Annotated in this window: 25 protein-coding genes; 11 read left to right on the forward strand and 14 right to left on the reverse strand. The window is 61.1% G+C overall.

Annotation, left to right across the window (positions count from 1 at the left end):
- Positions 1–82 precede the first annotated feature (82 nt).
- Complete coding sequence (gene dapA / locus D0N36_RS11235) at positions 83–952, reverse strand: 4-hydroxy-tetrahydrodipicolinate synthase (RefSeq protein ID WP_116941484.1); 870 nt, start codon at positions 950–952, stop codon at positions 83–85.
- A gap of 136 nt (positions 953–1,088) precedes the next feature.
- Here dapA and D0N36_RS11240 point away from each other — a divergent pair, with 136 nt between their 5' ends.
- Positions 1,089–2,012 (forward strand): polysaccharide deacetylase family protein, encoded by a 924-nt coding sequence (locus tag D0N36_RS11240; protein ID WP_116941485.1) that lies wholly within the window; start codon positions 1,089–1,091, stop codon positions 2,010–2,012.
- A gap of 245 nt (positions 2,013–2,257) precedes the next feature.
- Here the strand turns inward: D0N36_RS11240 and D0N36_RS11245 are convergent, their stop codons facing one another.
- The 4 genes from D0N36_RS11245 to D0N36_RS11260 all read right to left on the reverse strand — a co-directional run bounded on the left by D0N36_RS11245 (position 2,258) and on the right by D0N36_RS11260 (position 6,440).
- Positions 2,258–2,707 carry a rhodanese-like domain-containing protein gene (locus D0N36_RS11245; protein WP_116941486.1) on the reverse strand — a complete coding sequence of 150 codons (450 nt, stop codon included), beginning with the start codon at positions 2,705–2,707 and terminating at the stop codon, positions 2,258–2,260.
- A 73-nt stretch (positions 2,708–2,780) separates the two neighbouring features.
- Positions 2,781–4,895, reverse strand: coding sequence for an NAD-dependent DNA ligase LigA (gene ligA, locus D0N36_RS11250; RefSeq protein ID WP_116941487.1), 2,115 nt, complete (start codon positions 4,893–4,895; stop codon positions 2,781–2,783).
- Between the two features lie 190 nt (positions 4,896–5,085).
- Positions 5,086–5,604 carry a DUF4920 domain-containing protein gene (locus tag D0N36_RS11255; RefSeq protein WP_116941488.1) on the reverse strand — a complete coding sequence of 173 codons (519 nt, stop codon included), beginning with the start codon at positions 5,602–5,604 and terminating at the stop codon, positions 5,086–5,088.
- A 35-nt stretch (positions 5,605–5,639) separates the two neighbouring features.
- On the reverse strand, positions 5,640–6,440 hold the full coding sequence (locus tag D0N36_RS11260; protein WP_116941489.1) for a TapB family protein: 801 nt from the start codon (positions 6,438–6,440) through the stop codon (positions 5,640–5,642).
- Positions 6,441–6,631: 191 nt separating this feature from the next.
- On the opposite strand from D0N36_RS11260, the gene D0N36_RS11265 reads away from it, so the two are divergent.
- From D0N36_RS11265 to D0N36_RS11285, 5 genes are all read left to right on the forward strand, one after another.
- Positions 6,632–6,871 carry a hypothetical protein gene (locus D0N36_RS11265; protein ID WP_116941490.1) on the forward strand — a complete coding sequence of 80 codons (240 nt, stop codon included), beginning with the start codon at positions 6,632–6,634 and terminating at the stop codon, positions 6,869–6,871.
- The gene (locus D0N36_RS11270; RefSeq protein WP_116941491.1) at positions 6,864–7,211 is read left to right on the forward strand and encodes a hypothetical protein; all 348 of its coding nucleotides are present in this window, start codon (positions 6,864–6,866) and stop codon (positions 7,209–7,211) included. Before D0N36_RS11265 ends, D0N36_RS11270 begins: the two co-directional genes overlap by 8 nt.
- 176 nt (positions 7,212–7,387) lie before the next feature.
- On the forward strand, positions 7,388–8,032 hold the full coding sequence (locus D0N36_RS11275; RefSeq protein WP_116941492.1) for a cytochrome c oxidase subunit 3: 645 nt from the start codon (positions 7,388–7,390) through the stop codon (positions 8,030–8,032).
- A gap of 399 nt (positions 8,033–8,431) precedes the next feature.
- Positions 8,432–8,665 carry a hypothetical protein gene (locus D0N36_RS11280; RefSeq protein ID WP_147320840.1) on the forward strand — a complete coding sequence of 78 codons (234 nt, stop codon included), beginning with the start codon at positions 8,432–8,434 and terminating at the stop codon, positions 8,663–8,665.
- On the forward strand, positions 8,620–10,452 hold the full coding sequence (locus tag D0N36_RS11285) for a M1 family aminopeptidase (RefSeq protein ID WP_116941493.1): 1,833 nt from the start codon (positions 8,620–8,622) through the stop codon (positions 10,450–10,452). The genes D0N36_RS11280 and D0N36_RS11285 overlap by 46 nt, the downstream gene beginning before the upstream one ends.
- A 251-nt stretch (positions 10,453–10,703) precedes the next feature.
- On the opposite strand, the gene D0N36_RS11290 is transcribed toward D0N36_RS11285, so the two are convergent.
- The 3 genes from D0N36_RS11290 to D0N36_RS11300 all read right to left on the reverse strand — a co-directional run bounded on the left by D0N36_RS11290 (position 10,704) and on the right by D0N36_RS11300 (position 13,273).
- Positions 10,704–11,339 (reverse strand): hypothetical protein, encoded by a 636-nt coding sequence (locus tag D0N36_RS11290; protein WP_116941494.1) that lies wholly within the window; start codon positions 11,337–11,339, stop codon positions 10,704–10,706.
- A gap of 164 nt (positions 11,340–11,503) precedes the next feature.
- A complete protein-coding gene (locus D0N36_RS11295; protein WP_116941495.1) occupies positions 11,504–11,941 on the reverse strand; it encodes a DUF2147 domain-containing protein in 438 nt (145 codons plus the stop codon).
- A 693-nt stretch (positions 11,942–12,634) separates the two neighbouring features.
- The gene (locus D0N36_RS11300; RefSeq protein ID WP_190242636.1) at positions 12,635–13,273 is read right to left on the reverse strand and encodes a C40 family peptidase; all 639 of its coding nucleotides are present in this window, start codon (positions 13,271–13,273) and stop codon (positions 12,635–12,637) included.
- 211 nt (positions 13,274–13,484) lie between these two features.
- Here D0N36_RS11300 and D0N36_RS11305 point away from each other — a divergent pair, with 211 nt between their 5' ends.
- Positions 13,485–15,296 (forward strand): M61 family metallopeptidase, encoded by a 1,812-nt coding sequence (locus D0N36_RS11305; RefSeq protein ID WP_116941497.1) that lies wholly within the window; start codon positions 13,485–13,487, stop codon positions 15,294–15,296.
- 85 nt (positions 15,297–15,381) lie between these two features.
- Here the strand turns inward: D0N36_RS11305 and D0N36_RS11310 are convergent, their stop codons facing one another.
- The 4 genes from D0N36_RS11310 to D0N36_RS11325 form a co-directional block, all read right to left on the reverse strand.
- On the reverse strand, positions 15,382–17,316 hold the full coding sequence (locus D0N36_RS11310) for a KUP/HAK/KT family potassium transporter (RefSeq protein WP_116941498.1): 1,935 nt from the start codon (positions 17,314–17,316) through the stop codon (positions 15,382–15,384).
- A gap of 126 nt (positions 17,317–17,442) precedes the next feature.
- Positions 17,443–18,075: a hypothetical protein gene (locus D0N36_RS11315; protein ID WP_116941499.1), complete on the reverse strand. Its 633-nt coding sequence runs from the start codon at positions 18,073–18,075 to the stop codon at positions 17,443–17,445.
- A gap of 162 nt (positions 18,076–18,237) precedes the next feature.
- Entirely contained in the window at positions 18,238–18,879 is a 642-nt protein-coding gene (locus D0N36_RS11320; protein ID WP_116941511.1) for an FKBP-type peptidyl-prolyl cis-trans isomerase, read from the reverse strand.
- A gap of 267 nt (positions 18,880–19,146) precedes the next feature.
- On the reverse strand, positions 19,147–19,284 hold the full coding sequence (locus D0N36_RS11325) for a hypothetical protein (RefSeq protein ID WP_176898550.1): 138 nt from the start codon (positions 19,282–19,284) through the stop codon (positions 19,147–19,149).
- A 282-nt stretch (positions 19,285–19,566) separates the two neighbouring features.
- On the opposite strand from D0N36_RS11325, the gene D0N36_RS11330 reads away from it, so the two are divergent.
- A complete protein-coding gene (locus D0N36_RS11330) occupies positions 19,567–20,124 on the forward strand; it encodes a hypothetical protein (RefSeq protein WP_116941500.1) in 558 nt (185 codons plus the stop codon).
- 95 nt (positions 20,125–20,219) lie between these two features.
- On the opposite strand, the gene D0N36_RS11335 is transcribed toward D0N36_RS11330, so the two are convergent.
- Both D0N36_RS11335 and D0N36_RS11340 read right to left on the reverse strand, forming a co-directional pair.
- Positions 20,220–21,335 carry an OmpA family protein gene (locus D0N36_RS11335; protein WP_116941501.1) on the reverse strand — a complete coding sequence of 372 codons (1,116 nt, stop codon included), beginning with the start codon at positions 21,333–21,335 and terminating at the stop codon, positions 20,220–20,222.
- A 282-nt stretch (positions 21,336–21,617) separates the two neighbouring features.
- On the reverse strand, positions 21,618–23,423 hold the full coding sequence (locus D0N36_RS11340; protein ID WP_190242637.1) for a peptidoglycan D,D-transpeptidase FtsI family protein: 1,806 nt from the start codon (positions 23,421–23,423) through the stop codon (positions 21,618–21,620).
- Positions 23,424–23,913: 490 nt separating this feature from the next.
- On the opposite strand from D0N36_RS11340, the gene D0N36_RS11345 reads away from it, so the two are divergent.
- From D0N36_RS11345 to D0N36_RS11355, 3 genes are all read left to right on the forward strand, one after another.
- Positions 23,914–24,588 carry a hypothetical protein gene (locus tag D0N36_RS11345; protein WP_116941503.1) on the forward strand — a complete coding sequence of 225 codons (675 nt, stop codon included), beginning with the start codon at positions 23,914–23,916 and terminating at the stop codon, positions 24,586–24,588.
- 402 nt (positions 24,589–24,990) lie between these two features.
- Positions 24,991–25,197 (forward strand): type II toxin-antitoxin system HigB family toxin, encoded by a 207-nt coding sequence (locus tag D0N36_RS19625; protein WP_242478886.1) that lies wholly within the window; start codon positions 24,991–24,993, stop codon positions 25,195–25,197.
- An 8-nt stretch (positions 25,198–25,205) separates the two neighbouring features.
- A complete protein-coding gene (locus D0N36_RS11355) occupies positions 25,206–25,649 on the forward strand; it encodes a helix-turn-helix domain-containing protein (protein ID WP_116941504.1) in 444 nt (147 codons plus the stop codon).
- Positions 25,650–25,716: the final 67 nt, after the last annotated feature.

A 25,716-nucleotide genomic window follows, 5' to 3' on the forward strand; every position in this document is an offset into this window, starting at 1 on the left:
CATTCGCAAGGAGGTCAGGGGCTTTGCGCTTATTAGTGCATCGCTATTGGGAAGAACGAATTGCTCCGCCTTGCAATGGGGATTACATCAACTCCTTAATTCGAGCAGTTAGCCCCTCACTGGCCTCCAGCAGCGGCATCCGGACGGCATCCGAGCATAGCCCCTGGGCAGCCAGGGCGGCTTTTACGCCCACGGGGTTGCTTTCCTCATACATGAGCGGGTTGAGCTGGGCGAAGCCGAACAGCAGCTGGCTAGCCCCGGCGAAGTCGCCGTTGAGGGCGGCGCGGGTCATGGCCGAGAAGCGTTTCGGGAAGGCGTTGGCCAGGACCGAGATGATGCCCGCGCCGCCGAAGCTGATGAGTGCCGTGGTCATCATGTCATCACCCGAAATCAGCAGAAAATCGGTGGGCTTTTGGGCGGCAATGGCGATGCACTGCTCCAGGTTGCCGCTGGCTTCCTTGATGCCGATGATGTTGGGGTGCTGGGCCAGCTCCAGGGTAGTGGCCGCCAGCAGGTTGGAGCTGGTGCGGCCGGGCACATTGTAGAGCAGTACCGGCACCGGCGAAGCATCGGCCAGGCGCTGATAGTGGGCGATGATACCGCGCTGGCTGGGCTTGTTGTAGTAGGGCGAAGCCGACAGCAGCGCCTCGTAGCCGTTTAAATCGGTGGTTTCGAGGCTGCGCACCAGCGCGGCCGTGTCGTTGCCGCCCAGGCCGTACACCAGTGGGGCGCGGCCGGCCGTATGCTCGCGGGCCACGCGCCGGATTTCGGTGCGCTCCTCGGTCGTCAGGGTCGGCGACTCGGCCGTGGTGCCGTTGATGACGAGGTAGTCGGTGCCGTTTTCCAGTTGGAAATCGATGAGCCGGCGCAGGGCCGGGTAGTCCACGGCGCGGTCGGGGGAGGGGAGGAAGGGCGTAACCAGGGCTACGCCGGTGCCACGGAGTTTGTCCATGCGGGAAATAAGCGGTTGCTTTGTAGTAGAAAGACCGGCGGCAAGATACGGCCGCCGGGCTGAAGGTTCATCTGCTTTTCTTCCACCGCGTTTTCCCTTGCGGCCCGCCCCTTAGCGGCCCGCGCTCTGCTTGCCCATGAAGTTCACAAAGTACCCCGTGCTGGCCGCCGCGCTGGCAACCCTGGCCGCGCTGCCCGCCTGCACCGAAACCAAATCGGCCGCCGGCACCGAAACCGCCGCTGCCACTGCCGAAATAGCCGCCGACTCGGCCGCCACGGCCACCACACCCACCGCCGGCAACGCCACGGCCGCCAGCCTGAACAACGGCACTCCGGCTACCATTCCGGCCAACCAGCGCGCCGATGCGGCCACTATCATTGCCCGCCCCCAGGTGCCGATTTTGTGCTACCACCAGATTCGGAACTGGAAGTCTTCTGACTCCAAAGGCGCTAAGGATTATATCATTCCGGTCGACCAGTTCAAGGCCCAGATGAAGATGCTGGCCGACTCGGGCTACCACTCCATCCTGCCCGACCAGCTCTATGCCTACCTGGCTACCGGCGCCCCGCTGCCCAGCAAGCCGGTCATGCTCACCTTCGACGATACCGACCTCGACCAGTTCACCGTCGCCCGCCCCACGCTCGAAAAGTACGGCTTCAAAGGCGTGTACTTTATCATGACCGTAAGCCTGGGCCGGCCCCGCTACATGAGCAAGGCGCAGGTCAAGCAGCTCTCCGACGAGGGCAACGTCATCGGCTCGCACACTTGGGACCACCACAATGTGAAGAAGTACCAGGGCCAGGATTGGGTGACCCAGATTGAAAAGCCCACCAAAGTGCTCGAAGAAATTACGGGCAAGAAAGTCAACTACTTCGCCTATCCTTTTGGCCTCTGGAACCCGGAAGCCATTCCGGAACTGAAGAAGCGCGGCATGGACGCGGCCTTCATCCTGGCTGAAAAGCGCGACCAGCAGGACCCGCTCTTCACTATCCGCCGCATCATCGCCAGCGGCTACTGGAGCCCTCGCACCCTACACAACAGTATGGTACAGAGTTTCTAAGCGGAAGTAAAAGCGAAGAAGTAAAAAACCAAAGCCCCCTGATGTCTTACTGACGTCAGGGGCTTTGGGTATGGTATGTTTTGACTGTTTAATCCAATTTGCGGAGGTCGATGTAGGGGGGGGCTTGTCCCCGCCCGCCATTAGCACATGCTTTGCGGGGCCTGAAAACAGTCGGTCAACGCATCGTTTTGATGTAGGGCGGGGGCAAACCCCGTCCCTACATCGACCTCCACAACTTAAGTTGTTTACTTTTTCGCTTTGACTTCAAGCTTCACCTCATCTTTCAAATCCTTGTATGCCCCGGCGTTGACGACATGCTTGAAACCTTTTTCTTGCATTAGCACGGCAGTTTTGTTGCTGCGGTTGCCGGAGGCGCAATAGAGTACGTAGGTTTTGCTGGGGTCAAGCTTCTGCAGCTGCGCGGCCAGGTCAGGGGCGCGGAAATCCACGTTGCCAGCGCCGGGCAGATGGCCGGTGGCGTACTCTTCGGGCGTGCGCACATCGAGCAGCACCACATTGGGCTGGCGCAGGGTTTTCTTCACCTCGTCGATAGATGCTACCGGCACAGTTGCAAGCGAAATGGCACCGGTGACCGGTGGCTTGGGGGCAGGAGTTGGTGCAGTCGGCAGCGTATTCTGAGCCAGCAGGGTCAACGGCGCGAGGGCCAGGGTAATCAGCAGCAGATGACGAAGCATAGTAAGTTTTTCAGGGAGAGATACATAAGAACGCGGCTGGGCTGGCTACGTTGCGTGGCCCGTCCACCGGGAGCTAGAACAACGAACCCTGGGTGAGAGTGCCCGGAGCCGTGTCGGCGGGAGTGGCCGGGCTTTCGTTGGTTGGGGTAGCTGGCGTTTCGTCAGCCTTCGGGAGCATGGCCAGCAGGTCGGTTTCGCCGATGATGGGCACTTTTAACGTGGTGGCTTTTTCGCGCTTGGCCGGGCCCATTTTGTCGCCGGCCACCAGGAAGCTGAGCTTCTTGCTGATGCTGCCCGTGATTTTGCCGCCGTGCTGCTCAATCAGGTGTTGCAGCTCGTCGCGGCTGTGTAGCTCAAACACGCCCGAAAGTACGAACGTGAGGCCGGCCAGCCGGTCGCTCTGGGGCTGGGGCGCCTCGCCGGTTAGGGCCAGCTGCACGCCCGCCGTCCGCAGGCGCTCCACAAAGTCCTGGTTGGCCGGCTCCTGAAACCACGCGGCGGCCGACTCGGCAATAACGCCACCCACCTCGGGCACGGCGGCCAGCTCGGGGGCCGTAGCCGCCGCCAGCGCCTCAACGGTGCGGTAGTGAGCGGCCAGCTTCTCGGCCACGGTTTCGCCCACGTAGCGGATGCCCAGTCCGAACAGCACCCGGTCGAACGGCACCTGCTTGCTGGCCTCCAGTCCTGCCACCAGCCGCTGCACCGACTTCTCACCCATGCGCTCCAGCTGGGCTAGGTCTCCCGCCTTGGCCGGCAGCTCGTAGAGCGAAGCCGCGTCGGTTACCAAGCCCAAATCGAAGAAGCGGCCCACGGTTTCGGCGCCCAGCCCATCAATATCAAGCGCCTTGCGCGACACGAAATGTTCGAGCTTGGCCTTGAGCTGGGGCGGGCAGCCCCGGTCGTTGGGGCAGCGGAAGTGGGCCTCGCCCTCGGGCCGGATGAGCGGCGTACCGCAGGCCGGACATTCCGTCGGGTATACAATGGGCTGGCTGCCTTCGGGCCGGGCCGACAGGTCGACGCCGGTGATTTTGGGGATGATTTCGCCACCTTTCTCTACGAACACCAAGTCGCCGAGGCGCAGGTCGAGGGCGGCAATCTGGTTGGCGTTGTGCACCGAGGCCCGCTTCACCACGGTACCGGCCAGCGGCACGGGGTCGAGCAACGCCACCGGCGTAACGGCCCCGGTGCGGCCCACCTGGTACTGGATGGCCTGCAAACGGGTGCGGCCGGCCTCGGCCGGGTACTTGTAGGCAATGGCCCAGCGGGGACTTTTCGAGGTGTAGCCCAGCAGCTCCTGCTGCCGGAAATCGTCCACCTTGATAACGATGCCGTCGGTGGCTACCGGCAGCTCGAACCGCTTCTTGTTCCACTCGTGCACGAAATCCAGCACCTGCTCAATAGTGGCGCAACGCCGCCAGGTGTCCGATACCGGCAGACCCCAGGCGCTTAATGCTTCCAAAGAGGCGCTGTGCGTTTCAAACTGCGAGCGGCCAGGCATCAGGAAGGAGTAGGCGTAGAACCGCAGTCGGCGGGCCGCCACCTGGGCCGAATCCTGGAGCTTGAGCGCGCCACTGGCGGCGTTGCGCGGGTTGGCCAGCAGGGCCTCGCCGTTGGCCTCGCGCTCCTCGTTCAGCTCGCCGAATACGGGCAGGGGCATGAAGATTTCGCCCCGCACCTCGAACTCGGGCGGGCGTGCCGGGCCGGCGGGCCGCAGGTGCAGCGGCAGGTTGCGAATGGTGCGCACGTTGTTGGTGACCACGTCGCCGCGGGTGCTGTCGCCGCGCGTAACGCCCTGCGCCAGCTGGTCGTGCTCGTAGGTCAGGCTCATCGCCACACCATCGAACTTCAGCTCGCAGACGTACTCCATTTCGGCACCCTCCAAGCCTTTGCGCACCCGCTCGTCGAACTCGCGCAAATCGGCTTCTGAGTAGGTGTTGCCCAAACTCAGCATGGGGTAGCGGTGCTCGGCCGTCGGGAACTGCTTGGTAATGGTACCGCCCACCCGCTGCGTTGGTGAGTTGGGCCGGGCCAGGGCCGGATATTCGGCCTCCAGCCGGGCCAGCTCGGCCAGCCGCGCGTCAAACTCCTGGTCCGGTATTTCAGACTGGTCGAGCTGGTAATATTGGTAGTTGAGGTGGTGCAGCTGCTCGGTCAGGGCGATAATGCGCGCTTCGATATCGAGGTTCATAAGGGCAAGGCGGGTTAGGGCCGCAAGCTACGAATTGAGGAGGTTAAGCGGTGGATGAGCGGGCTGGTAAACGAGAAAACGCCTGTCATCCTGAGCGAGCGAAGGATCTGTATAAAAGGTATATTTTGATACTACCTTCTGTACAGATCCTTCGCTCCGCTCAGGATGACAGGCGTTTTCCTGGTCGTTGCTACTCCTGCACCAGTACCCCGTCGGCCTCAAAGTTGAGCTGCTGTTGGGGCTCGGTGATGGCGGCAATTTCGGTGGCCGATTTGCCGGCGTCCTTGGCGTAGTGCTGCAGGTCGGCGACGGGCACGGTTTCGCGATGGGCCCAGCCGTTGATGACGATGGTTTTGCCGCTGATGTCCTTGGGCACGAAGAAGGCGTAGTCCTTGAATTTCACCCGCATGTCGCGGCCATCGGCCAGCTTCATCGTCATCCAGCAGCCCTTGGCCTGGCACACCTCATTGGCAGTGCCCACCAGCTTTACCTGGGCCGAATCCTGGGTGCCGAGCAGCGTGGATAGGGCCGACAGGGGCTGGGCGCCCTCGCTCGTAATGGCCGCACCGTAGGTTCTGCCCTGCGGCGAAGTAGTGGTTGGCGGGGAGGCCTCAGCGGTGGCGGTACCAGCCGTGTCCGAAGTGGGAGCTGCATTCTGACAGGCGCCCAGCAACAACAGCGCGGCGGGCAGTAGGAGGAGAGGGCGCATAAGCCGGAAATATAAGAGCGGTAGAAAGTCGGAATTTAGGACTTTTTGCGCTTACTCGTCTCTTTCGTGATGGAACCTGCCGATTGGTCCAGCCCCGTCAGTATCCGCACCTGCTCCAGCCGGCCCTTCTTGTCATACACTTCCGATTTCACCAGCCCTACGGTGGGCGCGTAATAGTCTACCACGCGCACTGTAGAAGCCAGCTTGAGGTCGGCGCGGGCTACGGTGCCACTCTCTAGCTGGGCCTCCACCTTGTAGCACAAAAAGGTGCCGACGGGCGTCGTAACCGATTCCTGGCCCGTTACACGACGCTTGCTAACGGTCGCGTATACCTTCGCAATATCTACGGCCGAGCTACGTACATCTACCAGCATGCCTCCACCGGGCAGCTCCGAGCCCACGGTGGGCTGGTTGGGCCAGGCCAGAGGCGTGGGGGTGTAGGTGAGAAGCCGGTCGCGGAAGGAGCTGAGCTGAGCTGGTTTAAGCTGGTCGAGGCCGTCGGTAAAGGCCGTGTCCTGGCGGCAGCGGAATGTGAGGTCGCGTAGGTAAAGCAGGCGTCCTTTGGTGTCGTAGGCCCCGCTTTTGAGCAGGACGGTATTCGTCGTCTGGTCCTTTTTTTTGTCCTGCTCGGTGTTAAGGCTCACCACCCGCTGGTGTACGTAGCCGGTGGTTTCGCCCCGTCCGTCCTGCAGGGTAAAGGTGCGGGCCGTGTTATCGGCCAGGCCGAAAGGGTGGGGGCAATCGGCCGCCGGGGCAGGAGCAGGAAGGGTTTGGGCCTGCAGGTTCACCGTAGCCAGCAGGCCGGTGGCCAGGGCCACAAAGTAAGAGGAGGACATAGAGAAGAGCGAAGTGAAAACCTGATCCGGAAAAACCGGCCGTACGCCTTGCATACGCAGGACGGCCCGTTTGGATTCTGCCGGGCATATAAGACGTTAGGCAAAAGCCGTGCCCACTCAAAACTGTAACTTGCGCTCCGTAATGACGTTCGTTCCTCAGACACCAACCACTCACCACTCACTACTAAACTATGCCTGACCAACCTACTTCCTGGGCCGATACGGCCGCTTCGTTGCTTTCCAAGCTTTCGGGCGGAGTTGAGCTGGCCCTGAATTTCGACCAGATGGAGCTGCAGGTGCCCAACGCCCAGAACCCCGGTACACCCACTACCTGGCGGCTCAACGGTGCGTTGCGCATCCGTACCCGCGGCGAGAACCCGCCTTCCGGTAACCTGCCGCCGGCCAACCCCAACCCCGCCACTCTTGGCTAGCGCCCTCGACGTTGAGGCGCAGCTGGTGGTGACGCTCGATGGCGACGAGGTACAGGTAGCGGGCACGGGTGGCTATCTGATTATCAATTTTCCCAGCCAGCGCGTGTTCGAGAAAATTACGGCCGGCCCACCCAAAGACCCCCAGGCCCCGCCCAGGCCCAAAGGCCCGCCCGGCCTCGACCCGCTGCAGCAACTCAACGACCTGGCCCGGCAGCTGGGCCTGGTACTCGATTTACGGGTGGCGGGCAAAACCCACGTCACGTTTGGGGCCAGCGGCAGCCCGAAGATTACCATTAATGCGGTATTCGGTAAAATCGGCTCCTTTTTCCGTAAGCTGTAGCGGCCGGCTGGCCGGGAAGAACCAGGGGAAAACCGGCCCGAAAAACGTACGGTTGTAACCATCCATTTCGCGTACTTTAGAAATAGCCCGGCGGGCCGGCCTAAGCTGTCGGCCCGCCGGAACTAAAGGCCCGCCGCTTGGTTTGCACTACGTATGCCCGTCCGTTTATATCGCTCATGAGCTCCGACCACAATTCTCCCAAAAAAGTGGGTTCTACCCGCCCGGCTTCCGCCTTTCAGCGCATGGAGCGGATGCCGCCGCTGCTGATGATGCTCTACGTGGGCCTGGCCGGAATTACGGTGCTGTTTGTAGGACTGGTTGGGGCCTACGCCATTACGCACTTCCGGACTGGGGCACCCAGCGGGGTATTTGCTTTGCCGCGCTTCTTTTCGCTGAGCACCATTGTGCTGCTGGCCAGTAGTTACGTTATTGCCCAGGCCAGCCGCATTTATGCCCAGGACGATTTGCCCACGCTGCGCCGCTGCCTGGGGGCCACGCTGCTGCTGAGCTGCGTTTTCGCCGGCTTGCAGGTGCTGGGCTGGCGCGAACTGATGGCCCAGGGCGTCTTTTTCGACGGCATGGCCAGCGGCTCGTTCGTGTACCTGCTTTCGGCCCTGCACGTGGCGCACCTGCTGGGCGGCATGCTGTTTCTGCTGGTACTGCTAATTCGCACGCATTACGCCGCCGCCGACGCCGTGCGCACGCTCGTCTTCATTCGCAACCCTTACCGCCGCCTCCAGTTGCGCATGGTCACGCTCTACTGGCACTTCATCGACGGCCTCTGGATTGCGCTGTTTGCGGCCTTTCTGCTTCTATATTGAGTACCTATAGGTAAGCCGCCGAACCACTACCGCCCCCGATACCTGAGCAGGTGCCGGGGGCGGTTTTTTGGGTCGTAGATCTTACGTCATCGCTGACGGCCGCGCCATGCTCCAACGTTCAACGATGCGCGAAGCTGGAGCTTCGCGCAACCCGCTTTTGGCGCAAGTCCTGCTTAACCTAAGGCGCGAAGATCAGCGCAGCTAAGCCTCGCACCCTACGCCGTGCTGGCAGACTACTCCGCAACTTGAGTTAATCATTGTAGCGGCCGGAACGCCCTATCAGCCGCTACCGGAACCAGTAGTCAGCATACGGGGCAGCTGCTAAGTGCAAGCCACTGATTTTGAGCGGCGGGGCCGTACCTTGGATCCCGCATCCTATTCCTCACTCCAATTCGCAATATGCGCCTTTCTACTTTTCTGCTGACGATGGGTGGCCTGCTGGCTGGCAGCCTATCGGCCACCGCTCAGCTACCCACCTACCGCCCCGTAGCCACCGACCTCGATGGCTCGGCGGCCGATGCCTGCGCCCGCGTGCATACCGGCTCGCGGCCCGCCCGGCCTACGCCAGTCTCAGCCACCGCCAGAAAATGGCGGGCTACGACGTCAAGTATTACAAGCTCGATATCCGGCTGAGCAATACCAGCCGCAACGTGGGCGGCACGGTTACCATTAAGGCCCGGACTGGCAGCCAGCCGCTCGACTCGCTGGCCTTCGAGCTGTTCAGCACCTTTACTATCGAGTCGGTGGTGGTAGACGGGCAGGCCAGCGCCGGCCTGCGCCGCAAGGGCCAGGGCGATGTAACGGTGGGCCTGGCCAAACCCGTGGCGGCCAACACGCTGTTTGAGGCCCGCATTACCTACAACGGTACGGCCCCCAACAGCAACGCGGGTGCCATCGGCAACGCCCTGAATACCCGTATTGCGCCCACCTACAACGTGAGCACCACCTGGAGCCTGTCCGAGCCCTACAACGCCTACGAGTGGTGGCCCTGCAAACAGGTGCTCACTGATAAAGCCGACTCGACCGATGTGTGGGTGACCACGGCCGCCGCCAACAAAGTAGGCTCCAATGGCGTGCTGGAGCGCGTAACCAACCTGCCCAACAACGAGGTGCGCTACGAGTGGAAGTCGCGCCACCCGATTGACTACTATTTGGTTTCGGTGGCCGTAGCACCTTACATCGAGTATGTGAATTACGCCAACCCCGCCGGCGGCCCGCGCATTCCCATCGTCAACTACGTTTACAACCAGGCGGCCCTCAATTTCTACCGCCCCGAAATCGACCGCACGCCGGGCTTTATCGAAAGCTTCTCGGCCCAGGTGGGCCTCTACCCGTTTGCCAACGAGAAGTACGGCCACAGCATGGCGCCCATCGGCGGCGGCATGGAGCACCAGACCATGACTACCCAGGATGGCTTCAACTTCACGCTCACGGCCCACGAGCTGTTCCACCAATGGTTCGGCGACAACGTAACCTGCGGGGCCTGGGAAGACATCTGGCTTAACGAAGGCTTTGCTTCCTATGGCGAGTACCTCGCCCTGAACGCGTTTTCTACGCCCACTTCGGCCCGTAGCTGGCTCAACCAGGCCCACAGCTCGACTATGAGCCAGCCCGGCGGCAGCATATTCGTGAATGATACCAGCAACGTGGGCCGCATCTTCAGCTCGCGGCTCAGCTACAAGAAGGGGGCCTCTGTTATCCACATGCTGCGCTACCTGCTCAACGACGACGCCAAGTTCTTCCGGGTGTTGCGCACCTATCAGAGCACATACGGCGGCCGCACGGCCCGCACCCGCGACCTGCAGCGGCTCTTCGAGGCCGAAGCGGGCCGCTCGCTGCAGTACTTCTTCGACCAGTGGTTCCGGGGTGAAGGCTACCCCACGTTTGCGCTGCGCTGGAACCAGACTGGCGGCCAGGTGTATCTGCAGAGCACCCAGACCGTATCGATGCCCACGGTTACGCCCTTTTTCCTGACCGATATTGACTACCGCCTGACCTTTGCCGACAACAGCACCCGCACCATTCGCTTTGCCCAGACGCAGCCGGTACGCACATTGGCCGTGGCCGAGTCACGCGCGGTGGTCGGCATCGAAATCGACCCCGACCAGTGGCTGCTCAATGGCCTTGCCGGCTTAGTGGTGCGCGATGAGGGGGTTGTAACGAGCACCCAAGCGGCCCGCACGCCACAGCTCAGCGTGTACCCCAACCCCTGCCGCGACCAGTTGCGCCTGGCCGATTTCAGCGGCCCGAGCGCCCAGGCCGTGGTAACCGATGCCGCCGGCCGCGTGGTGTTACGCCAAATTATACCTGCGGCCCGCCCCATACTGCAAACCAGCACCCTGGCCCCCGGCCTTTACCACCTGCGCCTGCTCAGCCCCGATGGCTCGGCTAACCGTGCCCGGTTCGTGAAGGAGGACTAAAAAAGCAGAAACACTGCAAACAGGCAAGGCCGCTGAGTTTCCTCATGGAGGAAGTTCAGCGGCCTTGCCTGTTTGCAGTGTTTAGTATTCAATCAGGAGTAACGGTACAATTCTGCGCGTCATGCTGAGCATGTCGGAGCATCTCTACCGCTTCGGTGCAGTGGTAAGCTCCAACAAAGCGGTAGAGATGCTTCGGCAAGCTCATTACTATACAGTTGCTTATGCACCACAACTCAGAAACCGGTTCCCGGTTAGCTTATCGGCTTTTTGTACGCTGTTATCAACTCTTCCACTTCAGGCGGGGCGAGGGGCAGGTTGAAAACGGCATCTACCAGCGCATCAAACGTGTCGGCCGGCGTGAAGATGGCGTCGGTAAAGGGGTTGTTGGCGAGCCGGATAAAGCCAGGCTGACCATTAATACTCACTAAATCGACAGTTACGTTGCCAAAACGCTGATTGCAGCGGCCGGTGGCCGTGCAGTCGTTGGGCTGGGGCTTGAGAAAATATTTCTGGGTGCTTTCAGCGTAGTGCTCATGGCGCAGGGTCCGTTGGTCGGCCGCGCCCAACTGATAGCCCAGGTTCAGCACCCGGTCGCGGATGAAATCGAAGAAATGCTGGAAGTTGCCCGGTCCCATGCTCGGGTCGTAGAGGAATACGGCCCCGCGCTGGCCCTCCTTGCGGGCCAGCTGCACTCGGAACCTGGCCCCAGGCAAGCCGGCTTTCTGGTAGTGATAGGCCTTGAAATAAGGACCTGCCCAGTTAAGGTACACCTGTTGAACCAGCCACTGCTGCCTGCGCCGCTCCTGCGCCGGGCTGCGGTGCAGCGGCTGCCAAGCGCCCGATTCGGGGGCGGAGCCGGTAAAAAGCTGTTTGAGCAGATCGAGCAAAATAAGTAGCTGAATTTAAGGAGTAACCACAAGCCGGGTAAATGGTTTGTTGGCCGGCTGACAGCTCAAGCTTGAAAAACACGCCAGCATACGCCCTTGGTGGTCCCAAAAAAGCGGGGCTCCCGTTACCGGAAGCCCCGCCGAAGCTGGTGCAGTAGCGCGCCTTATTTCACCCGGGTCCAGGTCTGCGACTTGCCGATGAGCGAGAAGCCGATGTAGCCTTTCACCTCCATGGTGTTGGCGTTAATCATCTTCATGTAGCAGGAGTACGTTTTACCGGTTTCCGGATCGTAGATTTTGCCGTCGTCCCATTTGTTGTTCTCGTCGTACTCGAAGCCGTTCATGAACACCATGCCCAGGCGGGGGCGGGTGCGAAGCTTGGGCTCGGGGTTCTGGGTGTCCGTCTTGGGCTTGCCGGATGCGTCGTTAGGCACCGTAAGTGACACAATTTTGCCGCAAAGCTTGGTACCACACTTGTAAATCTCGAAGGTGGCCTTCTTTTCAGCATTGGTCCATACGCCCAGCGGAGAGAGAGATTGGGCCGAAGCGGAGGAGAGCAGGCCAAAGAGAATGGCCACGCTTAACAGAAGAAATTTTTTCATGGAATTGAGGATGGTGAAGTGGGAGTTGATTCGTGGGAAAAGATAGTAAAATCCAGCTGAACCGGCCGCTCGGCCAGATTTTAAGCATACTTACCCTGTTGCAACTATGAAGCCAGAATCCGGCCATACTCACCCATGGAAAAAGTAAGGCTGGCAAAAGCAGGTGACTGTCAATAAGATGGAAATAAATGCGGCTCTGGAGTGCAAAAAAAGCTGTTTTTATTTTGAACCTTCCCTTTAGCGTTTAACTTTACCATGCGTAGTGAGTGCTACCGCCCCCGCCGGGCCGCCCTAAGGTGCTGGGCAGCGAAGCAGGGGTTATGTCGAATCTAAAGAAAGGAGGTACAAAATGTCTAGTAGTCCCAACCAAATCCTGCCAAGCCTGTCGAATGTAGTCCGCATCACCGCCGGACGCGCCTAACAACAGCTTACGCGCGGAATCCTGTTAGCCCTTCAGGGTGGGTTCCCGCATTCTGGCAAGGTCTTACAAATAGATGGCGGGGCTGTACCCCAGTTCAGCCGCTTGGTAAGATTTGAAGGATTAGATGCCCGGTTTGCCCAGCAGCCTCGAAAAGGAGGTCTGCACAGGCAGCCGGGCATCGTTGCGTTCAGGGGTTGGCGGAAAGAGTCGGTATTGTGGCCAGGAGAGGCAAATGGGGCTACGCAATGGCTCGGTCACCATGTGTAACCTCCCTAAAGCACCCGCCGCACCTGCATAAAGCGCTGCTCGTAGCCGGAACCTTCTACCTGGCTGATTTTAACGCCCGACTCGCGGCGGGCCGAGGAGGAATGCACGAACCGGATGGGCTCACCGGCATTGCTGATGATGATGCCCGCATGGCCCGGTGTGGTAGAAGTAGCAGCGGTACCAGTAAACACCACAATGTCGCCGGGGCGGGCGGAAGCCCGCGGTACCGGACGGCCTGCATCAATCAGCATAGCGGTGGAATGAGGTGTGGGTACGCTATAACGGGCAAACACGTACATAATGAACCCCGAACAGTCGAACCCGATGCTGGGCGTGGCGCCGGCGTATAGATAGGGAGTGCCGAGCTGCCGCAGGGCAAAGGCTACAATGCTATCGGCCTTGCTGGAGGGCGCAGCGGCCCGCAGGCCTGATGAAGGGTGTAACGGGCTCGGCGAAGCAGAATTGAGCGGTAGCTTACCAACGGCGGGCTCTGTGGCGGCTGGCGTGTAAGCTGTAGGGCGGGCCGGCGTGGGGGAGGCAGCTACCGCATCACGTACAGGAGCGGGGTGCGGCAAGCGCACCCAAACCGCCCGTCCCACCAGCAGGACAATCACCAGCAAAAAAACTGACCAGACGTAGCGCATTGCTTGAATTAAAGTTTGTGGCTTGCTTAACGGTTGTGGTGTGGTGCGGGTTCCGGCGGGCTGGGTGGGCTCCGGCAAAGCGGAGCCGCAGCGGTAAAGATGCCGCATAATAGGCAGGTAATTGCAGCCTTTCGGGGTTTTCCCCGTTCTTTGCCCCAGCCGGCCCTCAGGGCCGGCTTTGTCCTCTTCGCCCACCCTTTTTCTCTTCTGAATGCTCCTGACTGCTCCTCACCGCCGGCTGGCGGTGGCGGCCCTGGGCGTGCTGCTGGGCCACGTGGCTCCGGCTGCCCTGGCCGCGCCCACGCTACGCTATACGCTGGCCATGCCCGCTCCGCAAACCCACTACTTCGAGGTCGAGATGAACCTTGATGGCTTCAATAAGGCCTATACCGACGTAAAAATGCCGGTCTGGGCACCTGGTTCGTACCTGGTGCGCGAGTTTGAGCGCAATGTGGAAGATTTTGGGGCTGTAGCCGGCAGCCAGCCGCTACGCACCGAGAAGATAGACAAGAACACCTGGCGCGTTTACCACCCTAAGGCCCGCAACTTTGCGGTGCGCTACAAGGTGTACGCCTACGAGCTGAGCGTGCGCACGAGCTTCATCGACGCCTCGCACGGCTACGTGAACGGCACGAGCGTATTTATGTATCCGGCCGAAAACAAGCAGCTGCCCAGTCAGCTGGAGGTGAAGCCCGCCGCGGGTTGGAGCCAGGTAAGCACCAGCCTCAAGCCTACCGGTGGCACCTTCACCTACCGCAGCAGCAACTACGACGAGCTGGCCGACTCGCCCATCGAAATCGGCAACCAGAAAATCTACACCTTCACGGCCAACGGCACGCCTCACACGGTGGCCATGTACGGCGACCCGGCTGTAGACGAGCAGCGCCTCACCCGCGACATGCAGCGCGTGTGCGAGGAGGCCCATAAGGTGATGGACCGCAATCCGCTCGACCGGTACCTGTTCATCGTGCACAACATCGACCGGGGCACCGGCGGCCTGGAGCACCTGTTCTCCACCACGCTGTCGGTGTCGCGCAACGCTTACGCGACCGAGGCCGGCTGGAAAGGTTTTCTGGGGCTGGTGGCGCACGAGTATTTCCATCTCTGGAACGTGAAACGCATCCGGCCGGTGGCGCTGGGGCCGTTTGATTATGACAAGGAGAACTACACCCGCATGCTTTGGGTGAGTGAGGGCGGCACCGAATACTTCTCCAACCTGATTATGCAGCGGGCTGGCTTCGTGACGCCTGACCAGTACCTGGCTGATCTGAGCAACGGTATCAACCGCGTCGAGAACACGCCCGGCAACAAGGTGCAGTCGGCCGCCGAGTCGAGCTTCGACGCCTGGATCAAGCAGTACCGTCCCAACGAAAACTCGGGTAACACGGCCATCAGCTACTACGACAAAGGCGAAGTAATTGGGGCCGTCCTCGACCTGATGGTGATCAACGCCACGAAAGGTGAGAAGCGCCTCGATGACGTGATGCGCTACCTCTACGACCAGTATTACCTTAAGCAGGGCCGCGGCTTTACCGATCAGGAGTACCAGGATGCCGTGGCCAAGGTAGCCGGCCAGCGCTTCGATGAGTTCTTCGCCAAGCACGTGTACGGCACCGAAATGCTGCCCTACGAGCAGGCCCTGAACTACGCCGGCCTGCGCCTGAGCGTTACGCCCACGCCCGCCACCGAGGCCGACCTGGGTGCCCGCATCAGCCCCGCCGGCGGCCGCCAGACGGTGGCCACCGTAGTGCGCAACGGCAGCGCCTGGCAGGGTGGCCTCAACGTAGGTGACGAAATTTTGAGCCTCGACGGCATGCGCGTAACCGACGACCTGAATAAGCTGCTGGCCGGCCGGCCGGTGGGCTCCACCGTTGAGGTGCTCGTAACCCGCGAGGGCCGGGTGCAGGAGGTGAGCTTCCCGCTGCTGGCCAGCCCCGTTAGCCGCTACCGCATCGAGCGCCAGCCCAACCCGACTGCCGAGCAGCAGCGCGTGTTCGATAAGTGGCTGCCAGTGCGCGGCTAAACCCGTCGGTTACCTCCACATGCAAAACGCCCCCGCCGGAATCCGGTGGGGGCGTTTTGCATGTGATGAAATGTCTGGAATGTGGTTAGTTGATCCGCTGCAGGGCCACCTCGCGCACGGGCGAAATCACCAGCGGAACCTTCTCCACCTTCACCGAGCTGGTATCGAGGCCGAAGTACTTGTCTTCGGAGGCGATAAACTGCTTGATGTAGAAATAAGACTGCATTACGAGCTTCTCCATGGTCGGGAAGTCGTTTTCGACCGAGAGGTACTTTTCCATCACCACGAAGCGGAAGTCGCCGGTGACCTGCTGCTTGCTGAGCGACTCGTAGCGCGAGGTGATGTCCACTTCCTTATTGCGCACCAGCTCCTCAATTACCTTGCGGAAGTACAGGTTGATTTTCTGCTCGACCCGGAAGCCCAGCCGGAACGTGATGCGGAAGGCGTCGTCGGGGGCCAGTTCGGTTACCTTGTACTCCATAGTATAAGGCTGGTCGGTGGTATCGACGTGCACAAACCAGTAGATGTCGGCCCGCTTGGGGCGCTTCTGGAAGATGGAGTAGATGATTTTGGCCTCGATTTCCGACGACCGCTCGGCCGATGTGAGGAACACGAGGTGGGTGGCGTATTTCGAGACGGACTCATCGGCGCTCAGCTCCTTGAGGGCTTCAATGTAGGGTTCAATTTTAACAAACTCGGTGAGGCGGCGCTTGATGTAATAGGCCCGCAGCCACACGTACATCACGCCCACCAGTATCCCACCAATCAGCAGCGACACCCAGCCGCCGTGCGGGAACTTGATGAGGTTGGCCACCAGGAAAGAACCCTCAATGGTGCCGTACACCAGCACAAACAGCCCGATAACGGCCAGCGGCACCTTCTTCGAACGCAACCACACGCTCAGCAGAATCGTGGTCATGAGCATGGTGAGCGTAATGGCCAGCCCGTAAGCGGCTTCCATGTTTTCGGAGCGGCGGAAGTACAGCACCACTCCAATGCAGCCCAGCAGCAGCAGCCGGTTCATGCTCGGCACGAACAGCTGACCCTTCACGTCGGTGGGGTAGTTGAGCTTCACCTTGGGCCACATGTTGAGGCGGATGGCCTCGGCTACGAGCGTAAACGAGCCCGTAATGAGGGCCTGCGAGGCAATAACGGCCGCCAGCGTGGCGATGCAGATGCCGATGAGCAAAAACCACTCGGGCATCAGCTCATAAAACGGGTTGCGGCCGTTGAGCTGCTGGCCCTGCTGCGACATCAGCCAGCCGCCCTGACCCAGGTAGTTGATTACCAGGCACGATTTGACGAATATCCAGCTGATGCGGATATTGCCCTTGCCGCAGTGGCCCAGGTCGGAGTACAGCGCTTCGGCCCCTGTCGTACACAGAAACACGGCGCCCAGCAGCCAGAACCCGCCGGGGTAGTTCACCAGCAGGTTGTAGGCGTAGTAGGGGTTGAAGGCTTTCAAGATTTCGGGATGGTGCAGTATCCCGTTTACGCCCAGGATGCCCAGCATAGCAAACCACACGAACATAATGGGCCCGAACGCCTTGCCCACAATCTGGGTGCCGAAGCTCTGGAGCAGAAACAGCGCTGCAATAATGCCGATAACGATGGGCACCGTCGGGATGTCGGGATATATGGCTTCCAGCCCTTCGATGGCCGACGACACCGAAATGGGCGGCGTAATCACGCCATCGGCCAGCAGGGCCGCGCCCCCGATAATGGCCACAGCTGAGAGCCAGGCCCCGCGCCGCCGCACCAAAGCGTAGAGCGAGAAAATGCCGCCCTCGCCGTTATTATCGGCATTGAGGGTGAGTAGCACGTACTTAACGGTGGTCTGGAGCGTGAGCGTCCAGATGACGCAGGAGATGCCGCCATACACGAGCAGCGGGTCAATCTGGCCCGATACGATGGCCTTCATTACGTAGAGCGGCGAGGTGCCGATGTCGCCGTAAATAATACCCAGGGCAATGAGCAAACCGGCCGTCGAGATGGCGGAATGCTGGTTTTTGGCATCCATAAGGAAACTAGTAAAAAGAGTGCGAAAGCGAGAAGCGGGGCCGAAGGTAACAGGTTGCCCGTAATTGGCGGCGAGCCGGCTGTGGCGCAGCTATAAACCGGCCTTCTAGATGCGGCCGGGAGCGGTTCAGGCCGGCTTGTGGGCGTTAGGTGCGGCCTGTGCAGGAGCGGCGGTATCTTCAGGGCCGGGGGCAATTGGGGCCAGCCAGGTGGGCTGCTGCAACCAGTATCCGGCGGCAGTGGCCGTTTCGTGGTGGCGCTGCCCGGTGCGGCGGTTGGCCTCGCGGGCCAGCGCCTGCCAGCCGTTGGCCGGGCCACCAAGCGAAAAGTAGCGGGTTTGCCGGCCCGGCCGGTGCACCCGCCAGCGGTTGGTGCCACGCAGGCCCCAGGCTAGTAGCGCCAGGCCCAACCCGATACCCAGCGCCGCCGGAGCCGTTTTCAGCCAAAACTGCAGGTAGGCTGCCAGGAAGCCTAAAAAGATAAAACCGCCCAGCAACACGCCCAGCAGCCAGCGTACCGGCTGCAAATCCACGCCCTCCAACTCGCGCCAGCTAAATTGTTCGTTGTTCAACTCCAGCCCCTCATTGGTCAGCACCATTTGCCCGTCCTCGCTCCGTAGCGTGTCAAACGCTTCCGGCGGTGGGGGCGGCGGCAGCAGCGGCTCAACTGGCTCGGGAGCGGGCTCAAACCGGGCGGTCTGTTCCGGCTCGGTAGGGGGCGGGGTATCTGCTGGCAAGTCGGGCGGCTCCGGGCGGGACAAATTATTCTTAGAAATGCCCTCCGCAAAAGCCCCGCCGCTACCCGTGCTGGTTCGCACCCAGTTGGGCGGAACATGACTCAGGGGTGGCAGCGGGGGTCGCATAGGGGTGTTCGGTAAAAGTTTAGGATGGAATGGCGGTCTGGCCCTCCATCAGCACCACTACTAATTCACCTTTACCAGCTCCACATCAAAGATGAGCGTGGTATCGGGGCCAATGTCGCGGCCGGCGCCGCGCTTGCCGTAAGCCAGGTCGGAGGGGATGTAGAGACGCCACTTCGAGCCCTCGGGCATCAACTGCAGGGCTTCTGTCCAGCCGGCAATTACCTGGTTTACGCCGAACGTGGCGGGCTGGCCGCGCTGGTACGAGCTGTCGAATACGGTGCCGTTGAGCAGCGTGCCGTGGTAGTGGGTGGTAACCGACGAGCCAGGGCCGGGCTTGGGGCCGCTGCCTTCGGTGATGACCTCATACTGCAGGCCGCTGGGCAGGGTGGTTACGCCGGCTTTATTGGCGTTTTCTTGCAGGAAGGCTTCGCCTTCGGCTTTGCTGTTACCCATATCGTTGGAGTTTTGGTTGTCGTCGTCGTTATCATCTTCTTCCATGCCGCCGCCAAGCTGCTCCTGCAGCTGCTGCATGGCGCTTTGCATCTGCTCGGGCGTGAGGCGGCTGGGTTCGTTGGTGAGGGCCTCCTTCATCGACTGGGCAAAAATATCGAGGTCGAGGTCGAGACCCTGCTGGGCGAAGTTGTTGGCCATGTCGCGGCCGATGATGTAGCTGATTTGCTCTTTCAAGCCATTCAATTCCATAAAGCACTGATTTATGCTGATTTCGCGCTGCTGCCGCTGCCATTTTTGGGTAGCAGTCAGGGGTGAAATCAACAGGTGAGAAATAAAGTGCGCGGCCCCGCGCGGGCCGGCGCTAGTGTGAAGTACCGAAAACCGCCGCGAATGGATGTTGTTTTTTCCAGGCCCGCCGCTAAGGTGCTGACTATGAAGCCCGGTTTCTAAGGCCCAAAAACACGCAAGCCCCGCCGGAGGGGCGAGGCTTGCGGTAAAAGAATAGACGGTGGAAGCTTAGCAGAAGTGCAGCTCTTCTTCGTCGCGTAGGTCGAAATGGAGGCTCAGGTCGCGCAATTGCGCGGCCAGAAAACGGTAGGAGCCGAAGCTGCCCAGCAGCAGCAGCGACGAAAAGGTGGCGGTGCTCTTTTTCATGGTACTAGGGTTAGATAAGTGTCAATCAGCTGATTGACTGCAAAGATACTACACATGGATTGCTAAATTGTTATGCAAGCATAATAAATTTGTGGCGCCCTAATCGTGGGCAGTATTTCCCTCGGGTAATCAGGGTGCAGTTAATGCTGTATTATTTTTATATCTAATGGCTTGCCGAGTGGGTGTCAAGCTGTCGGAAAAATTATTTAGCGCGCTATATGGCTGGATTTTTCATCCCGATTGTTTACTTTCACGTCATCTCTTCAGTATAACATTTCACGGATGAAATACCTGTTTACACTACTTCTATTCGCCACCGTACAATTGGCGCATGCTCAGGCCAGCCTGCTGATCAACGGTGTTCGATTGGCTACGCAATTGGGGGTGATGGCTGCGCGCAGCAACAAGCACAAAGCGCCTCCCATGCCTCACGTAGCGGCTACTGCGGAGGAGGCAGCGGCGGCAGCGGCCGCCGCTGCCGCTACGATACCGAATGTTGCGCCCATTCCACCCGCTTCAAACAGCGAGTTTGCTTACCATGGTCAGCGCATTGCGCGCCAGCGCACCGAGGCGAAAGACGTAAAGGGCAAAGGCATAACCGAAATCATGGCCCTGGAAGTAGTTCTGGAGCAAACCCACCAGGCGCTACTGGCTGACTCCATGCAGTCGTTTTTGCCCGCCGCCCAGCTCGATGTTATCCGCGCAGTAGCCCGCCGGGCGGCTGCGGCCCGCTACAACTGGAATTTTGCTCCCTACCAGCACGAGTTAGGATTCTACCAGTACGAGGAGGCTCGCCGTGCCGCCCTCGCACCCGCCCCGGCCACCAATTCGGGCCAGTAGAAAGCCGTTTTTATCACATGTTGAAGGCCCGCTTCTGAATAATCAGAAGCGGGCCTTTAGCATCTGGGGCCGTGGCTTTCGGCAGTTGTCGGCGCTTACTCCACCGCCCGTACCTCCACCCGGCGGTTACGCTCGTCGGGGGCGGGGTGGAGGGGGCGGGTGTCGCCGTAGCCGATGGTGCTGATGCGGCCGGCCGCAATGCCGGCCCGGATTAGGTATTTCTGCACGGCGGTAGCGCGCTGCTCCGAGAGCAGCTGGTTTTTGGCCGATTCGCCGAGGCGGTCGGTGTGGCCAGCTACTTCAAGCCGCAGCCCGGGGTTGGTGCGCAGGGTGGCGGCCAGCTGGTTGAGGGCCGGGAAAGCCTTGGGCAGCAGCCGGGCCGTGCCCAGCCTGAAGAGCACCGTAGGCAATGCCGTGGGCGTAGCCGCCAGCCCCGGCCCCAGCGGCTGCTTCCGCACCGAGTCGGGCCGCGGGCGGGCCAGGGCCGGCCGCCGCAACAGCACCCGCAGCGGCTCCAGCGGTTCGGGTGGCACGGGGCGGATGGGTTCGGAGGGCACGGTGCCGCCGACGCGAATAGTGATGGGGACGCGGGCGCTCTGGGCGGTGGGATAGTAGCCCTGGGCCAGGTAGAAGGTAGTGGTCTGGCGCAGGCGGGTGCGGAAGCTGTTGCCGCTGGCCAGCGGCTGCTGCGCCTCTGCATCGGCGTACCATAGCACGTTGCGGCCCGATACGCGCAAAGTGGTTTCGGCCCCGGCCGGCACGGTGGCGGCCGATTTCAGCCGGACGCGGTAGAAGGTGAAGTTGCCGATGTCGCAGTCGCCGATGGGCTGGTAGGCGGCGCGGCCAGTGAGCTTCTCTTGGGCCGCATCGTAGCTGAAGCTGAGGGAACCGAAGCACCAGTAGCTGAATGGCGACTGGCCGGTTTCCTGCAGCTTGCGGCCGTGCTCTAGCCGCAGCCCGCCGGCCGTGCGCTGGCCCCGCACCTGAAACGTGACGTTGACATCGGCCCCGGCCCCGGCCTGCTGGTAGAGCACGCCCAGCAGGCTGCCGGATTTACTCTGCTGCAGACGCAGTTCGGCGGGCCAGTACTCGCCCCGCTCGCCGGGGTCGGTTTCTACTCCCTGCCAGCTACCCGACAACGACTGGGCACGGGCCGTAAGGGCGGCCGCCGACAGCAGTACAGGCAGCAGAAGCAGCTTCCAATTCATCATTCAGCCAACAAACAAACGCAAAGAGAGTTGCCGCTAAGACGACAGGACGCCGCTAAAAGGTTGCGTTTGAGGGGCTGAAAACTGTGGAATGCGCGGAGGTGAGGGTTGGTTGGAAATGCGAAACAGAACGTCATGCTGAGCGCAGTCGAAGCATCTCTACCGCTTCGTTGCAATAGCGTTCCAACAGCAAGGTTAGCATTGCGGCAGAGATGCTTCGACTCCAATCCGCTCAGCATGACATTCTTATTGCTGATTCATGCCAACCGCACTCCTGTACCCCGCTTAATAGCCGTTGCGGGCGCGGTGCTTGATGCGGGCTTCCCAGTTCTTACGCTTGGGCGCGATGGGGCCGCGTAGGTGCTTTTCCATTACCAGCACGGCGCAGGGGGCGGCGGCAGTGGCCCCGAAACCGGCGTTTTCGAGGTACACGGCCACGACTATTTTGGGGTTATCGGCGGGGGCGAAGCCGACGAAGGCAGCGTGGTCGTCGCCCTCGCTGTTCTCGACGGTGCCGGTTTTGCCGGCCACCGTAATGCCCACGTCGGCGAGGCTGGAGGTTTCGGCCGTGCCGCCGCGTTGCATCACGCCGATCATGCCGGGCAGCAGGGCCGCGAAATTGGCGCTGTCGATGAGGGTGTAGCGCTTTTTGGTGAAGCGCGGGAGCGGCCCGTCGTCGCCGATGCCGCGCACGAGGTGGGGCGGGTAGTACCAGCCGCGGTTGGCAATAATGGCCGTTATATTGGCCATCTGCAGGCCGGTTATATTGATTTCGCCCTGGCCCACACTCAGCGAATAAATAGAGCGGTAGGTCCAGTTGCGGGTGCGGCGGGCCTTGTCGTAGTACGCGGGAGTGGGCAGGAAGCCGGGAGCCTCGCGCGGGATATCGACGCCCAGTACCGAATCGAGGCCGAACGAGCGCACGTAGCGACGCCACTCGGCCAGGTTGGCGTGGCGGGCGGCCACGGTATCTCCGGCCAGACTGTCGGGTACGCGCTGGATGAGGTTGCGCATAGTCTGGTAGAAATAGGGGTTGCAACTGTACTTGAGGCCCATCGTGAGGCTGCTGGGGCGGGGATGGTAGTGCACGCACTTAATCAGCGTCTGGTCGCACTTGAAGCCGGTGCTGGGCTTGATGGCACCCAGCTGCAGGGCCACGGCGGCATTCACCAGCTTGAACACCGAGCCGGGCGGGTTGGCCAGCATGGCGGGCCGGTTGATGAGGGGCCGGTTCTCGTCGGAGAGCATCTCCGACCGCACCTTGGCCTGGTCGGGGGCCGTGAGGGTGGCCGGGTCGTACACCGGGCCCGACACGTAGGCCAGGATTTCGCCGGTTTTGGGGTCGAGGGCCACGAGGTAGCCCTTGCGGTTGCCCATGAGCTGTTCGGCGTAGGCCTGCAGCCTGGTATCGATGGTCAGGTGCAGGTCCTGGCCCTGGCGGAAGGCGGTATCGGTAGCCCAGCTGCCGCGGTTTTCACCCAGTGAATCGATGAGCGGGTGCAGGTAGCCGGGGCGGCCCGTTAGCAGGCCGTTGTAGTAGCCCTCGACGCCGCCGTTGCGGAGGCGGTAGTAACGGCCGCGCACCGTGCGCTGGGCTTGGTTGAAAAACGCCTGGGCCTCGGCGGCCGGGTAGCCCAGCACCGCCGCGCCGGCGTTGGCGGTGTAGCGGCGGCCCGTCTGGGTGCTGAGCACCAGCGTCGGCCATTGCTTGCGGGCCTTGCGTACCCGCGCGGCTTCGGCCGCCGTCAGCCGTAGGTTCACAGGGTAGCCAGCCGGGGCGTTATCGTAGGGGAGGGCGTTGGCGATGCGCTGCCTGATGGTGGTCGGACCCCAGCCCAGCAGCTTGGCCAGGGCCAGCGTATCGAGGGGGGCCTTGCGCGGCAGCTTCAGCAGGTGCAAGGTGCCGGTAGCTACCAGTACCGAATCGTTACGGTCGAGCAGGCGGCCGCGAACGAGCGAGTCGGCGCCCACCACCACGCGGCGCTGGGTGAAGGTTTCGGTGGGCTCCTGGACCTCCTGCGCAGCCACCTCGGTCGAAGGGGAGGAGCAGGCTGTCTGCCCGGTTAGCAGCAGCAGGAGCAGCAGAACCATCCTCCACTCATAGAAAACTATACGCATGTGTCAAAGCTAGCCAATTGTCAGATTTGCCGCTTTGCACTTTCGATGGAATGCATGCTTCGCGCTATGAATGAGCATGAAACAAAGTTCGGAACGTGAAGGCTGCTGATGCCAGCCAAAAGAAGAATGCGCGGGAAGTGTTTCGTTGCAGTTGGACGGTGTTTTGCTTTGGTCGGAAGGTGTTTCGCTTCCGTCGGGAAGTGTTTTCGATTGGTTGGAGGGTGTTTCGTTTTAGTTGGGGAGTGTTTCTGGTTGGTTGGAGGGTGTTTCGCTTCAGTCAGGAGGTGTTGCGCTTTAGGTGGGACGTGTTTTCGATTGATTAGGACCTGTTTCGCTTTAGCTGGAAGGGGTATTTAGCAGCATATATAGCGAATTGTTATTGTGGAGCTTATTAAATACTTTGGCATTGATAAGCAGGTGCTTATCGCGCCGGGTAGAGCGGTTCTGCCATCTAGATAGGTATATGGATAAGACCAGAGAAGACCAGTTAGTGATGTGTGGGCAAGTGGTGGATTATGTGACGGAGAACAGCGACGCCATTGCGGCAAGTGAGGCCGCGGCGGAGCAAGCCACGGCCGTAGCCGACGACTATGCCCAGATAAAGGGCGCCCGCGGTGGCACGGCCAAGCGCACCAAGCGGCTGACGGTGGAGGCCAAAGAAGCCAAGAAAATGCTGCTGGAGCTGCTGCCAGCCCTGCTGGGTCCGCTCAGCCGCATCGCCGCCCGCCTCCAGGACAACGCTCTGCTGGCTTCGGCCACGCTTAGCGGTAAGCAGCTGCGGAAGTTGCGGCCCCTGGCCTTCGCGGGAGTGGCCGAGGCCCTGCTGGCCCGCGCTGCCCAGCCCGATATGGTGCCCGAATTAGCCAAACAAGGCCTCACGGCCAAGGCGCTCAAGCCGCTGCACGAGGCGCTGGCAGCTTTCAAAACGGCCCAGCCGGCCACGCGCAAAACCATCAACGAACGGGTGGTGGCAGGGGCCGCGCTGGAAGAGTTGGTGGACGCGTTGCTGGACGAAGTGCGCCAGCTCGACGCCGACATGAAGGCCTTCAAGCTGCTGAACCGGGAGCTGTACAACGGCTACACCCAGGCCCGTAAGCTGGTAACGACCGGCGGCCGGGGGAGGACGGAGGCGGTGTAGGGAACCAGGACACCTAATGAAACGGCCCGCCCCCTGAATGGGAGCGGGCCGTTTTGTTGGCAGCGGAATATAAATACATCTGTTCTGAGCGCCACCACCATCTGCCCCAAGCGAAGCAGCCAATAACGGCGGGGCTGGCCGGGGAATAGCGGCGGAAATAGGCGCGCCTCCCCGAGTGGTCCGGGCGCGCGCCCTTTCGGAATTAGAATGCTGAGATGAAAGGTTACGCCATAAGTTCGCATATTGCGAACTTATGGCGTAATGCTGATGTACTCCTATGAAAGTTCACCTCATCAAGCGGCAAACCGTGGAAGATTTTGCAGCCCGCCATGCTCGTAGCCGCGCCGCTTTGCACTCTGGCTGACGGCCGTCAAATACGCCGACTGGAACACGCCCGCCGATATGCAGCAAACCTTCGGCGCGGCCGACCTGCTGGGCAATGGCAGCAACCGCGTGGTGTTCGATATTGGCGGCAACAATTACCGGATGATTGCCAGCTATGCATTTGGACAGCGGCAGGTGCATTTGTTCGTTTGCTGGCTTGGTACGCACGCCGAATACGATAAGGTTTGCGCAAAAAACCAGCAGTACACCCTCAACCTATACTAGCCCAACCTATGGAAACGCTGAAATACACCGTCATCAAAACCGAGCTACAGTACCAGGAGTATTGCGGCCAGTTGGAAGCGTTGGTAGCCCAAGCCACTCCCCCGTCGGCTACGCAGGAAGAAATCGACTTGCTCACGTTGCTTATCGAAACCTGGGACCACGCCCACGCCACGCTGCCCGAAGCCGACCCTATCGAGCTGCTACGCTCCCTCATGGCGGGCCGCAACCTGCTGGCCAAGGACTTGGTGGCCGCGCTGGGCCTCAGCAAAGGGGCAGTTTCGGATATGCTGAACCGGCGGCGGGGCCTGTCGAAAGAGGTTATCCGTCGCCTCGCCAGCTACTTCCAGGTGTCGCAGGAAGCCTTCAACCGGCCGTACGAATTGGTTGTGGCGGTTGCGCCCTTGCCCCGTAATGCGCGGGTGGTTCATCAAGGAGCTAAGGTGACTGCCTAGAAGCCATCCGTCTCCGGCCACCGCCCCCAACGACCCGCCCCCCACCACCCCGCCCCGCGCCCCCGGC

The organism is Hymenobacter lapidiphilus (genome assembly GCF_003417065.2).
In the GTDB taxonomy this organism is placed as follows: domain Bacteria; phylum Bacteroidota; class Bacteroidia; order Cytophagales; family Hymenobacteraceae; genus Hymenobacter.